Origin of the sequence: Affinirhizobium straminoryzae (assembly GCF_007004135.1) — a bacterium.
In the GTDB taxonomy this organism is placed as follows: Bacteria; Pseudomonadota; Alphaproteobacteria; order Rhizobiales; family Rhizobiaceae; genus Neorhizobium; species Neorhizobium straminoryzae.
On record NZ_VJMG01000029.1, the window covers coordinates 40,851 to 54,177 of the forward strand.

General features: G+C 59.1%; 6 protein-coding genes and 2 pseudogenes. 6 read left to right on the top strand and 2 right to left on the bottom strand.

The features are described from left to right. The first annotated feature begins 176 nt into the window (after positions 1-176). The 6 genes from FNA46_RS11985 to FNA46_RS12010 all read left to right on the top strand — a co-directional run bounded on the left by FNA46_RS11985 (position 177) and on the right by FNA46_RS12010 (position 9,627). Positions 177-2,348: a SulP family inorganic anion transporter gene (locus FNA46_RS11985; RefSeq protein ID WP_210245873.1), complete on the top strand. Its 2,172-nt coding sequence runs from the start codon at positions 177-179 to the stop codon at positions 2,346-2,348. 286 nt (positions 2,349-2,634) lie between these two features. Continuing rightward, positions 2,635-3,897, top strand: a complete 1,263-nt coding sequence (gene repA / locus FNA46_RS11990; RefSeq protein ID WP_244617971.1) for a plasmid partitioning protein RepA — start codon at positions 2,635-2,637, stop codon at positions 3,895-3,897. Further along, positions 3,894-4,949 (top strand): plasmid partitioning protein RepB, encoded by a 1,056-nt coding sequence (gene repB, locus FNA46_RS11995; RefSeq protein ID WP_143125440.1) that lies wholly within the window; start codon positions 3,894-3,896, stop codon positions 4,947-4,949. The genes repA and repB overlap by 4 nt, the downstream gene beginning before the upstream one ends. Before the next feature lie 212 nt (positions 4,950-5,161). Further along, positions 5,162-6,376, top strand: coding sequence for a plasmid replication protein RepC (gene repC / locus FNA46_RS12000; protein WP_143125441.1), 1,215 nt, complete (start codon positions 5,162-5,164; stop codon positions 6,374-6,376). Positions 6,377-6,605: 229 nt separating this feature from the next. After that, the gene (locus FNA46_RS12005; RefSeq protein ID WP_143125442.1) at positions 6,606-8,177 is read left to right on the top strand and encodes a Re/Si-specific NAD(P)(+) transhydrogenase subunit alpha; all 1,572 of its coding nucleotides are present in this window, start codon (positions 6,606-6,608) and stop codon (positions 8,175-8,177) included. A gap of 16 nt (positions 8,178-8,193) precedes the next feature. Continuing rightward, entirely contained in the window at positions 8,194-9,627 is a 1,434-nt protein-coding gene (locus FNA46_RS12010) for an NAD(P)(+) transhydrogenase (Re/Si-specific) subunit beta (protein ID WP_143125443.1), read from the top strand. Between the two features lie 189 nt (positions 9,628-9,816). On the opposite strand, the pseudogene FNA46_RS26630 reads toward FNA46_RS12010, so the two are convergent. Both FNA46_RS26630 and FNA46_RS26635 read right to left on the bottom strand, forming a co-directional pair. Beyond that, positions 9,817-10,335: pseudogene (locus FNA46_RS26630) on the bottom strand (methyl-accepting chemotaxis protein); the annotation flags it as partial. Positions 10,336-10,767: 432 nt separating this feature from the next. Continuing rightward, positions 10,768-11,163: pseudogene (locus FNA46_RS26635) on the bottom strand (PAS domain-containing protein); the annotation flags it as partial. Positions 11,164-13,327 lie beyond the last annotated feature (2,164 nt).

Genomic DNA, 13,327 nt, shown 5'->3' on the forward strand with positions numbered 1-13,327 from the left:
ATTGCCATGGCGATCTGTGGAAAGTTTTGTGCCGGGACGAAATACACGTAGTCGGGGACGAAATCGCAGCCTGTCTGTGTCTGTGCGTTCGGGGTGGCGTGCCTATAAAGGGTCCTCCGCCTTGGCTTTCGCCAGAATGAGCAAGCCTGGACAGTCGTGGTTCCTTGATGATGTCAATGATACGCAGCTATTTCTCTCCTGCCATGTTTGGTGTTCTTGCTGGCATTGACGGTCTGGGCACCAGTATTGCCTTCGCTGCGCTGATCTTTTCCGGTCCTCAGGCTGCAGGTCTGGCCGCTGGTGTCAGCGTCATGCTGGTCAGCTGCGTGATTCTGACCCTTTACGTGGCATGGCGTTCCTGTCACGCCTCCAGTGTCGCCCAGGTCCAGGAGACGACGATTGCCATCCTCGCGGCTGCTGTCACGGCCGCCGTCGGCTCAATGTCCGGAGGCAGCGCGGATCGTGCGGTTGCCACCACCTTTGCCATCCTGGGAGTCAGCACCGTCGCCACAGGGGTTCTGTTCTATGCTCTGGGGCGGTTTCGGCTTGGGGTTCTGGTGCGGTTCATGCCCTATTCCGTCATCGCAGGATTTCTTGCGGGATCGGGTTGGCTGTTGGTCGATGGCGCGCTGATGATGATTTCTGCTCACAGCAACCTTGCGGACATCCTGCTCTCCTTTTCCGACCCGCTGGTGATCGGCATTCTTGTGCCGGCAATCCTGTTTGCCGGGGTGATGTCGGCGGCCTTGCGGTTGATCAACAGCCCCTTCGCCGCACCGGTCGTGATGGTCCTGTCGGTTGGGCTCTTCTATCTGGTGATCGCTGTTGCCGGCATTCCCCTGGAGACAGTTCGGTCCTGGCGATGGCTGCCGGAAGCGGCAAGCGGCGGCGGCTTTCAACTGCCCTCGCCCCTCACGGTGATGACGCATGCAGACTGGAGCGCGGTTCTCAGCGTCACGCCGGTTCTCGTCTCGGTGCCGTTGATCGCCATGGCCGGTCTATTGTTGAACATCAGCGGTCTCGAAGTTGCCGCCGGCACGGAAATCGACGCCAACAGAGAGCTGAAGATCGCCGGCCAGGCCAATCTCGTGACCGGGTTGTTTGGAGGTGCCGCCGGCTTTACGGGGCTTGGCATGACCTTGCTTGCGGATCGCCTCAGGGTTCAGGGGCGTACTGCGGGTCTTGCAACGGGGCTGGTGATGGCGCTTGCCCTGCCCTTCGCAACCGAGTTGGCCGCCGGTGTGCCGCTCTTTCTTGCCGCCGGCCTGATGCTGATGCTGGGCGGCGAACTGATCCATGACTGGGCTGTGGTTACCTGCCGCAAGCTTCCACCGCTCGAATGGGCCATCGTGCTTGTCATCGTGGCATCCATCATGGCCTTCGGCTTTTTGAGCGGCATGGCGGTGGGGCTGGTCTTTGCCATCGCGACCTTTGTCTACACCTATGCACGGCTTCCTGTGATCCGATTTTCTGCCAGCGGTCGAGACCGGCGCAGCAGCACGGACCGGTTTCCGGCTGCCAATCATCTTCTGGCGGAAAAGGGGGAACTGATCCGCGCCATCGAACTGCAGGGATATCTGTTCTTCGGCACGATGGAGCAAGTCGTACGCGCGGTCCAGCGGCTCCTTGCGGCGGAAACGGCGCCGCGTTTCCTGATTCTGGATTTGCGTAATGTCAGCGGGATGGATTCCGCGGCGGTTGCCGGCTTCACGAAAATCGCCAATATGGCGAGGCGCCAGGACGTTGCCCTGATCCTTTCGCCCGCGATGCCGCTGGTGCTGCAGGTGCAGCAGCAGGTGGACATGTCCGGCGACGATCAGTCACCGGTCAATCTTGCGCCCGATCTCGATCATGCTCTGGAAAATGCGGAGGATCGTCTTCTTCAACAGTTTGGTTGCGTGGATGAGCCCGGCGACATTGCGGCACAACTCGTGGAGCGTCTCGGCTTTCACCCGCGACTTCCCGACCTCATCCGGACGATGGAAAGGCTGGAGCGGCCGCCGGGAGCAAGGCTGATGGCGGCAGGCGAGCAGGCTGATGATGTCTTCCTGCTGGGGGCAGGTCGCGTGCGGGTTCAACTGACGCTGTCCAATGGGCGCAGCTTGCGTCTGCGCAGCATGACCGCCGGTGCCGTGTTGGGCGAAGTGGCGTTCTATGTCGGCGGCATGCGAACGGCTGATGTGATCGTCGAGGAGAGAGCGACCTTGTTTCGGCTTGCGGGTGACACCGTTCGCCGACTGGAGCGCGAGGATCCGACCCTCGCGACGCTCGTTCACCGTCTGCTTGCCTCTTCGCTCGCCGAACGGCTTGCTTTGGCCAACCGCATGGTGCAACTCGCAAGCGGCTGATCGATGGCGGCAGGGGCCTTGTTTTCGGGGCAGGACGGATCCGGCTGCCCCTGTTTTGATTCTGTCTCTGGTGCTCCGATTGCAGCACGTCCACGTGATGATTATGGCCGCGAAAGGGCGTCTGACGACGATGCCCCCGTGACCGACGATGGGCTTGTCTTCTAGAATACATATTTAAATCAGAGACTTGAGGCAATTTCCGTTTGCTTCACCCGCTTCGTTTATGTCGCGTTAACCCTTCGCCTGTGGACGGATCGGCAGAATCATGTTCTATGTTTGGCGGGTTATGGCCGGCAAACCGGCGACGGGCCGCCAAGAGGGAAGCATGGCGATAGCAAATCAGGCAGACATGGCTGCACCTTCGCGTGAAGATGCCGGGAGCAAGATTGCCCGGCATGCAGGGCTTTTGTCCAGTCAACTGCAGCAGTTACGCACACGTATGTATCCGCCGAAGTCTGAGAAATCGCTGCGTCAGTTTCTGACCAACGAGGTCTCGAAGCTCACGTCGATTCCGGATTCGACGCTCAAGCTGATGTCCAGCGAAGGACGTGGACCGGTTCCGAGCCGCCTGGAAAACAATCACCGCGTCTATACGCTGGCGCAGATCAACGAATTGCGTGAGCTTTTTGCCAGGCAGAAGCCAGCGGAAGCGCTCCGCTTTCTTCCGCGCCGCCGCGCTGGCGAGCACCTTCAGGTGATTGCGATTGCCAACTTCAAGGGTGGTAGCGCCAAGACGACGACTTGCGTGCATCTGGCACATTATCTTGCCCTGCAGGGTTACCGGGTGCTGGCGCTTGATCTCGATCCGCAGGCATCGCTTTCTGCGATGTTCGGTGCGCAGCCGGAAGTGGATGTTGGCGCCAACGAGACCATTTATGCCACGCTTCGCTATGACGAGGCCGAGCGTCGGCCGATCCGCGACATTATCCGCAAGACCTATTTTGATGGTGTCGATCTTATTCCGGGCAATCTGGAGGTGATGGAATACGAACACGAGACGCCACGCGTGCTGGCCAACCGGTCGAGTTTCGGTGCGATCTTCTTCGAAAGGCTGAAGCTGGCTCTTGCGGAAGTCGAGTCCGATTATGACGTGGTGATCCTCGATACGCCGCCGTCTCTCGGCTTTCTCACCCTGAGTGCCATCTATGCCGCCACAAGCCTGATCATCACGGTCCATCCGGCCATGCTGGACGTCGCGTCGATGAGCCAGTTCCTGCTGATGATGGGTGACCTGATCAACGTTCTCAATGAAAGCGGTGCGCATCTGGATCAGGATTTTATCCGCTATCTCGTGACACGACATAATCCGAATGATGCACCGCAGTCGCAGGTGGTCGCCATGCTGCGTCACCTGTTCGGTACCGATGTGCTTTTGCCGACGGCCATTGAAAGCACGGCGGTCGAGGCTGCCGGTCTGGCGAAATGCTCGATTTATGAACTGGAAGTCGGGCAGATCGGTCGTGATACGCATCGCCGTGCCCGCGAGGCGGTCGATGCCGTCAACCAGGCCATCGAAAGTCTGATTACTGCAAGTTGGGGAAGAGGATGACCAAATCGCCCCGGAAATCGATCGTTGCAAGCTTCGGCCTGTTGTCAGCCGAACTGGAAAGCGAGCCGGCGGTGACGACGCCGGCTTCGCCCGTTGCAACGGTACCTCCTGCCGTTGCCCCCTCCCCGGGCCAGACGCCTCAGCCACGTGTCGGGGCCGGTGTGATCGGTGCCGCGCATCGGGCGATCGACGACATTCGTGCCGAGCGCGACCGCCTGCGTGCCATCGTGGAAGCGGGTGGCGGCTCCATTCTCGAACTCGATCCGAAGCTCGTCGATCCCTCACCCTATCCAGATCGGCTGCCGGATGACGATGTCTCGGATTTCGAGGCGTTCAAGCGCTCCATAGCCTCGGAAGGTCAGAAGGTTCCGATCCAGGTTCGTCGTCATCCCACGGCGGCGGGGCGTTACCAGATCGTCTATGGTCATCGCCGCTGGCGCGCTGCTCTTGAACTGCAGCAGTCGGTGCGGGCGCTTGAGGTTGAGCTTTCCGATATCGATCTTGTGGTGGCTCAAGGCATTGAGAATGCCAACCGTCAGGATCTGACCTGGATCGAGCGTGCCCTGTTTGCGCTGCGCATGGATGAAGCCGGGGTTCGGCCGCGCGACATCTATGCCGCCCTTTCGATCGAGGATGCGGAACTTGCCCGCATGCGCAGTGTCTACCGCGCGGTTCCATTGGATGTCATCGAAGCGATCGGCCGTGCGCCGAAGATCGGCCGTCCGCGCTGGCTGGATCTGGCGAAGACCCTGAACAGTGAGCCCGGAGCGCTGGATGTCGTCCGCAGCACCTTGTCGGGGCTGGCGGTTGATGCTCTGACATCGGATCTGCGGTTCCAGCGCGTTCTGTCCGCTGTGAAGCCAGGCGTACCAACGCGCACGCCAGGACAGTTGCTTGCGGATCGAAATGGACGGCGTCTCGGCGCCTGCCTTGTGTCCGGAGGCGAGATGCGGATTTCCGCAGACAGCCCGCTGGGAAAGGATTTCATTCGCTTCGTCGAGCAACAGTTGCCATCGCTTGTGGAGCGGTTCACCGCGACACGGGACACTTAAAAGTCCTGACCGCCATACGGCGTTCACGTTTGGACGAAGCAGGTACAGGAAAGGAAGCACAGCAAAAGAAAAAAGGCCCCCAAAACGTTGCCGTCGTGGAAGCCTCTCTGATTTAGCACCTCAAGACTCGCATTTCCACGAATCATAGTCAAGTCGCTTTGGCACCTTTTCGGGTGGACGGTCTTCTTTTGCCTCTTGATAGGTGAAGAGATATGCCAGGTGGACATGTGACGACGCCCTTTGGGCGGCGGCCGATGACCCTTGCCCTCGTGCAGCGACAGCTGGACGTGGACGGGATCCGGCCCGGAAAGACTGTGGATAAATGGAAGGTATTCCGCGATGTTGCGGAAGCACGCGAACTGCTTGGTCTGCAAGACCGAGGCATAGCGGTTCTGGACGCGCTTCTGACCTTTTATCCGGAAAATAAGCTGCGCCAGGACGGTCAACTGGTCGTCTTTCCCTCCAATACACAGCTGGCGCTGCGCGCGCATGGAATGGCTGGGGCGACGCTTCGCCGTCATCTCGGCTTTCTTGTGGAGGCAGGGATCATCATCCGGCGGGATAGTGCCAACGGCAAACGCTATATCCGCAAGGACAGGGCCGGCGACATCGAGGCCGCGTTTGGTTTTGATCTTTCTCCCCTGCTGATGCGTGCCGAGGAACTGGCAGGGCTTGCCCAGCAGGTTGCGGCCGCTCGCGCGGCCTTTCGGCAGGCCAAGGAAAGCCTGACGATCTGCCGACGGGATATTCGGAAGCTGATTTCTGCCGCGATAGAGGAGGGGGCTCCGGGGGACTGGATCGCCATCGAGGATGCGTATGTGGCCTTGGTGGCCAAACTGCCGCGAACTCCGAGGCTCGCCGACGTCAATTCGCTGCTTGCCGAGATGGAAGCGTTGAGGGAGATGATCCTTAACCTGCTGAAAAACAGCGTTAAAGCTGGGAATATAAGCAGCAAAGGCGCTCAAAATGAGCAGCACATACATAGTTCAAAACCACAAACCAGCAATGAACTTGAACCAGCCTTCGAAACGAAGCCAGAGGCGAAACCGGCGGACATTCAAAAACGTGAGAGTGGAAACAGCCGGGTGTTCCCCTTGGGATTGGTGCTGAAGGCCTGCCCGGAGGTGATCAATTACGGTCCGGACGGCGCCATTGGAAGCTGGCGTGATCTGATGGCGGCGGCGATTGTGGTGCGGTCGATGCTTGGCATCAGCCCGTCTGCCTATCAGGAAGCCTGCGAAATTCTCGGTGCCGAAAATGCGGCATCGCTGATGGCGTGTATCCTGGAGCGGGCCGGTCATATCAGTTCGCCGGGCGGCTATTTGCGAAGCCTGACGGATAAGGCCCGGCGCGGCGAGTTTTCGATCGGGCCGATGCTGATGGCCCTGTTGCGGGCACGCGGCGAAACTTTGCGTCTGGTCGTCTGATTTGGACTGTCCAGGGAAGCGTTGAATTTCATCCCCTTCCCTGGCGAGTTGGGTCGCTTGTGGCGATTGCCTTTGCCTGCCGAACGGAATCAGCGGGAAGATGCCTTGCACCGCAGCGAAGGAACCAACATGGTTTAAATATTGTGACTGCATTTCAGGCACAGGCGACACAATGTGTTGAAGACAGACGCCGGCAGGAGGTTCTCGGCTGGCAGATTGGGAGAGGTGGATGAAGATCGGGACACCGAAAGAGACGTTCGCGGGTGAGGCACGCGTTGCCTTAACGCCGGATAGTGCGGTTCAACTGCAGAAACTGGGGTATGAATGCCTTGTCGAAACGGGCGCTGGCCAGGCGGCCGGATTTTCCGACCAGGCCTATCGCAATGCCGGTGTGACTGTTGTGGGTGATGCGGCGGAACTGTTTTCCGCGGCAGACGTGGTTGCCAAAGTGCGCCCTCCCCTTCCCGAGGAAATCCAGCGACTGGATTCAGGCAAGACGCTGATCTCCTTTTTCTACCCGGCACAGAACGCGGCGCTTCTGGAGCAGGCTAAGGAGAAGGGCGCCAATGTGATCGCCATGGATATGGTGCCGCGCATTTCGCGCGCCCAGAAGATGGACGCTCTCTCCTCCATGGCGAACATCGCCGGCTATCGGGCCGTGATCGAGGCGGGCAACAATTTTGGCCGGTTCTTTACCGGTCAGGTGACAGCAGCCGGCAAGATCCCCCCGGCAAAGGTTCTCGTGATCGGTGCTGGCGTTGCCGGTCTGGCGGCCATCGGGACCAGCGTATCGCTTGGTGCCATCACCTATGCCTTTGATGTACGCCCCGAAGTCGCCGAGCAGATCGAGAGCATGGGCGCCGAATTCGTATTTCTCGAATTTGAGGCGAGCCAGGATGGTGCGGCGACCGGCGGCTATGCCGCTCCGTCGTCTCCGGAGTTTCGCGAAAAGCAGTTGGCGAAGTTCCGCGAACTGGCACCCGAGATCGACATCGTGATCACCACCGCTCTTATTCCCGGTCGCGATGCGCCAAAGCTGTGGCTTGCCGATATGGTGGCGGCGATGAAGCCGGGCTCGGTGATCGTGGATCTCGCTGCCGAACGTGGCGGCAACTGCGATCTGACCGTCGCGGATCAGAAGGTCGTCTCGGAGAATGGTGTAACCGTCATTGGCTACACGGATTTTCCGAGCCGCATGGCAACGCAGGCCTCCACGCTTTATGCCACGAACATTCGCCACATGATGACGGACCTGACACCGGCCAAGAATGGCAACCTCGTGCATAACATGGAAGACGATGTTATCCGCGGTGCGACGGTGACCTTTGAGGGTGCCATAACCTTCCCCCCTCCCCCGCCCAAAGTTCAGGCGATTGCCGCTGCCCGTCCGAAGGAGAAGGTGAAGGAACTTTCACCTGAGGAAAAGCGCGCGAGAGAAGCGGCTGCATTTCGCACACAGACGCGAAACCAGGTTGGATTGCTGCTGGGTGGAGGCGCACTCATTCTTCTGGCCGGGCTTTTTGCACCCGCAAGCTTCATGAGCCATTTCATCGTATTCGTTCTGTCGTGCTTCGTCGGCTTCCAGGTGATCTGGAATGTTTCGCATTCTCTGCACACGCCACTGATGGCCGTCACGAATGCCATTTCCTCGATCATTATCCTTGGTGCGCTGATGCAGATCGGATCCGGTAGCATTCTCGTCATTCTGCTGGCCGCTCTGTCTGTCTTTATGGCAGGCATCAATATCTTCGGCGGCTTCCTCGTGACGCGGCGGATGCTCGCCATGTTCCAGAAGTCCTGAGGCGGGAGAGGGTAAGATGGATTACGGTTTCACCACCGCCGCCTATGTTGTCGCGGCTGTTCTTTTCATTCTCTCGCTCGGTGGCCTGTCAGGACAGGAAAGCGCCAAGCGCGCCGTCTGGTATGGTATCGCCGGCATGGCGCTCGCCGTTCTGGCGACGCTTTACGGACCGGGCGCAGGACACTGGCTTCTCTCCGTGCTGATGATTGCTGCCGGCGGTGCGATTGGCTGGATTGTTGCCAAGCGGGTCCAGATGACGGAAATGCCGCAACTTGTGGCGGCGATGCATTCCCTCGTGGGCCTTGCCGCGGTCTTCATTGGTTTCAATGCGCATCTGGAACTGGGCCGCGTTCTCGCGATGGATGAAGCAATGCGTTCGGCGCTAACCGGTTTCGGTGCCATTCTTGCGCACAAGAGCCCTGTCGAACAGGTTATCCTCAAGGTGGAGGTTTTTCTCGGCGTGTTTATCGGCGCGGTGACTTTCACAGGTTCTGTCATCGCCTTCGGAAAGCTTGCAGGCAAGGTTGACGGCAAGGCGAGGAAACTGCCGGGCGGCCACGCGCTCAATGCGGCGGCTGCAATTCTATCGCTGATCCTGCTGTTTCTCTATGTTGGCGGCGCCGGGATCTGGACGCTGATCCTGATGGCACTTCTGGCCTTCTTCATCGGCTACCATCTGATCATGGGGATCGGCGGCGCCGATATGCCGGTGGTTGTATCCATGCTCAACAGCTATTCGGGCTGGGCTGCCGCAGCGATCGGCTTTTCGCTGTCGAATGATCTCCTGATCGTCGTCGGTGCGCTGGTTGGTTCGTCGGGTGCAATCCTCTCCTATATCATGTGCAAGGCGATGAACCGTTCCTTCGTATCGGTCATCCTGGGCGGGTTCGGTACAACAACCGGGCCCCAGATGGAGGTGACGGGGGAACAGATCGCGATCGATGCCGAAGGCGTGGCAAGCGCGCTGAACGAGGCGGACAGCGTCATCATCGTGCCGGGCTACGGTATGGCGGTGGCCCAGGCGCAGGGGGCGGTGTCCGAACTGACACGGAAACTGCGCTCTGCCGGCAAAACCGTTCGCTTCGCAATCCATCCCGTCGCCGGGCGACTGCCGGGTCATATGAACGTCCTGCTTGCGGAAGCCAAGGTGCCCTATGACATCGTTCTGGAAATGGACGAGATCAACGAAGACTTCCCCGATACCGATGTGGTCATCGTGATTGGCTCCAATGACATCGTCAATCCGGCGGCGGAAGAAGATCCGAACAGCCCGATTGCCGGCATGCCGGTGTTGCAGGTGTGGAAGGCAAAGCAGGTTTTCGTGTCGAAGCGAGGACAGGGAACGGGTTACTCCGGTATCGAGAACCCCCTCTTCTACAAGGAGAACACGCGGATGTTCTATGGCGACGCCAAGAAGTCGGTGAACGATCTTCTCCCGATGATCCGGTAATAGATGCAGTTTGCGGTCCTCCAGGGAGGACCGCAAATCACCTTCTTTGAAGGTGGCGGGAAAAGCTGACACCGCTTTTCGCGACAGAGAGGCGAACAGGAAGAAGAAACTCCGAAATCTGTCCGCTTTCGCTGGAACCAGCAGGCTCTATGCGGCGCGCCGACCCTGCTGCACGAAGGTCCTCCCGGTCCGGAAACCAGACAACATGCGGGCGACTTCGCCCATGTCATTGGTCATGGAGGTGGACGCGGCCGCGGTCTCCTCCACCATGGCGGCGTTCTGCTGGGTAACCTGGTCAAGCTTGCGGATCACATTGTCGATTTCGCGGATCGAAACCTCCTGGTCGCGAGCGTTCTGTTCGATTTTTCCAACCACATGATCGATATTGCCGATGTGGGAGACGATCCGCGACAGGGCGTGGCCCGTTTCGTCGACCAGGCTGACGCCTGTGCTCACCTGTTGATTCGATGCGGTAATCAGCGCGCGGATTTCCTTTGCTGCAGCGGCGGAACGCTGCGCCAATTCGCGTACCTCCTGCGCGACGACCGCAAATCCCTTGCCCGCCTCCCCTGCCCGGGCAGCCTCGACGCCGGCGTTGAGCGCAAGAAGGTTTGTCTGGAAGGCAATTTCGTCGATGACGCCGATGATCTTGCCAATTTCACTGGACGATCGCGCAATTTCCTCCATCGCGGAAATCGCTTTGGTCACAATGTTCTTGGCGTTGTCGCCATCCTTGTGCGCGCTGTCGATGGTTTCCTTGGCAGTACGGGCGGAACTCGTCGCATCGGCAACGCCGGCGACAATCTGCGACAGGGCGTCAGAGGCTTCTTCGACGCTTGCGGCTTGCCGTTCGGTTCGTGACGCGAGATCTGTCGCCGCGGCACCAATTTCGCGTGAGGTTTGCAGGACGGTGCTCGACGCTGTCGAGACTTCGTCGATAAGTGCCCGAAGACGGTCGACGGTGGAATTGAAGTTCCGGCGCAAGGCCTCGGACTTTTGCGAGAATTCGACGTCCAGATGTGCCGTGAGATCACCTTCGGCGAGTGCCGTCAGTCCTGCTGCAAGCCGACTGATCGCAAACTGGTCCGCTTGTGCCTCCTGCTGTTCACGCAGACGACGAGCCCTGTCCTCTTCGCGCAACCTTACCATCTCATCAATGTCTTGCCATATGAAAATCAACAGAGTTTCATTTTGACGCTGCCAGCGAATGAGTGTGACCATGACGGCGAAACGGCTGTCGTCTGTGCGGCGCACTTCCCACTCGAACCGGCAATGTCCATCCCGCATAGCGCGGGAGATGTATTCGGCAGCCAGCTCGTCGGATCGCCGTCCGCCAAACTGCAACTCCGGAGAAAATTCAGCAGGAGAAAGGCCGACGAGTTGGGCGTCGGGTTGACGCATGATGGTGCTGAAAGCCTTGTTGAAGGCCAGAACCCGGCCCTCGCGTATGACGCAGTAGGCATCTGGCGAGTTTTCAAAGAGGAAGGCGGATAGCTCCCGACGGAAGTCTTCTTTCGGAAACAGCAAGTTGAGCATGACATTCCCCGCGACAATGACGGGGGAACTCTAGACGGATAGGCTTAAAGCCGGGTTAAGTAAAGCAGTAGCTAATAAGCGGATCTGCGTCAGCCGAGTATGTGTTCCCGCAGGGCGGCTGGAGGAACCCAGCGACCTCGCTCCAGGGCGATGACGGGAAGACGGTGGTGGTTGCAACGTCAGCAGATGGCGGTGGTTTTGTGCTGCGATCATGCCGACAGTTGTGCCTCTTTGCTCTGGTGTCAGGACGCGGCGACGCCATATAGATATGGTTAATGATTCCTGAATGAATTCCCGAAGGCAGGCGTGAGGATGATTGGGCTGGCGCCTCGCCGCCCTTGCGTTTCAGAGCCTTGCCCGTTTCGACCATGAGGGCGGACGGGCTTTCACGGTTGGGCGTCCGGGAGGGCGCCACCAATCCTGTCTCGCAGGTATGTCAGGCAGTCCCGCATGCGGTTCAGGGTGCGTCGTCTCTCGTGGGAACTTTCGAGTGAATCTCCATTCATCGACAGCTCACGGAAACACCTGAATGCATCTGCAGGTTGCGTTGAGGTTTGGATGGTCCTTTCTCAATTTGGTTTTCGGAGACTTGGTTGCGAGGACGTCATGTGTCGGACACTGCATGAGGAGCTATCCGGATCGCGCAGCTCCGCATGCAGCGAAGCCCGCCGATGGCGTGTGGACGGGTGTCCGTTTCCTTTACCGGACGTCGCGCCGCGAACGGTCCGGCTCCGGTGAGCCTGCTCGTGATCGCATTGATTGGCCATTGGCTGTGGTCTGGGATGAAAGAGGGAAGGAGACCCCTCCCCTTCCCTCTTGATCGCTGAGGGACCCGACGATGCTTCGTTCCTGGCTCTGTATTCCAAGGTTTATTTCATCGCGACTGCGGTCGGCTTGTCAGGGCGGCATTTGTTCACCTGCTCTGTTGAAATAGATGCGATTGTAAGTCTTCATCGATGCGTGAGACTGTCAACCAGGGGCTTGTGGCACATCGCTTCGGGAACTGTTGGGAGCGGCGCGAAGTGCCTGATCAGTTTGGTGCGACCCTGACAGCTGTCAGGGTGGGTTGCACAATGCTACCCATCCTGTTTATGCCGCTGGTCGGTAACCGGTTGGCTGCTGGACATCACGCATTGTCGACCAAACTGCTACGAGTGAATGTCGTGATTGCGGCTGTTCCGGTGAACACTGCGAAAGGGCGTGGGTGGTTGCCAGCGGCGTTCGGTGGAGAATGGCTGAAGCTGCGTCTGCTCACGCGCGCGGTGCTTTTCAGCTGTTCAGCGTGTTAACCATCGCCACGTTGCCTGACAGCTGTCAGGAATCAGCGCGCCGTGGGATGATGCTCGGTGCGCGCCAGTCCGTTCTTCGGCCGGGATATGAGGGCCGCGGCAATGGAATACAAAGTCTCCCTTTGGAGAGTGATACGTGGACATTCCAACCCACTCACTGGTGATCGAAGAACTGTTTCGACGGGATCGATGATCGGAACTTCCCTAACGGCCTCCGTCCCGTCCGTGCGGGGCGGATGTACCATAGTTGGCCCTGGGGTCCGTGATGGACTGTTTTATCTTCGCAGGATGTATCCGATGTGATGGCGCCTACCCTTTGTACGGCTCCAGCCTGACAGCTGTCAGGACTTCCTGAGAGGGCGCGCCCGTTCTGCATGCATGTTTCCTGAATGCGATGCGGCATGCGGACATCCCTCGTGCGTCGCGATGCCCCCGCATCAACCCGCCGTTTACAGCGTCGATCCAAACCCTGAGCTGGGGATGGTCTCAGTCCCACATGGTGACGATGAAGAGGCGTCGGAATTCCGTTGCCACGAAATGTTCTGCCCTTCTTCCTGCCCGTGCCTGGGCTACAGCTTGCACCGGTTTGTGGCCGGCGATCTACTGCGTAATCCCTGAAGAAAGTGCATGACCCGCTTCAGGAGGAAAGGCGAGGTCGTGGCTCATTGCGCATGGCATTTGGAAAGAGGCAGTGCGTCTTATCCGGGGAAAGTTTCCCGTGGTGGAATGACTTTGAGGTTCAACCGAAGTGACTGGAGAAGGTCGGTCTGTTCGCTGACACTGCAATCAAGCGAATGCATGTATCCTTGTTTACGGCTGGCGCTCTCCTGTGCCGGTTGGTATCGCTGCTGCGATCGACTCCAATGCTTCCAACT

Excerpts from the sequence above, each read along its gene's own strand:
- repA (WP_244617971.1), top strand. The coding sequence starts at position 2,635 with ATGGCCGGCAAACCGGCGACGGGCCGCCAAGAGGGAAGCATGGCGATA.
- repB (WP_143125440.1), top strand. The coding sequence starts at position 3,894 with ATGACCAAATCGCCCCGGAAATCGATCGTTGCAAGCTTCGGCCTGTTG.
- FNA46_RS11985 (WP_210245873.1), top strand. The coding sequence starts at position 177 with ATGATACGCAGCTATTTCTCTCCTGCCATGTTTGGTGTTCTTGCTGGC.
- FNA46_RS12010 (WP_143125443.1), top strand. The coding sequence starts at position 8,194 with ATGGATTACGGTTTCACCACCGCCGCCTATGTTGTCGCGGCTGTTCTT.
- FNA46_RS12005 (WP_143125442.1), top strand. The coding sequence starts at position 6,606 with ATGAAGATCGGGACACCGAAAGAGACGTTCGCGGGTGAGGCACGCGTT.
- repC (WP_143125441.1), top strand. The coding sequence starts at position 5,162 with ATGCCAGGTGGACATGTGACGACGCCCTTTGGGCGGCGGCCGATGACC.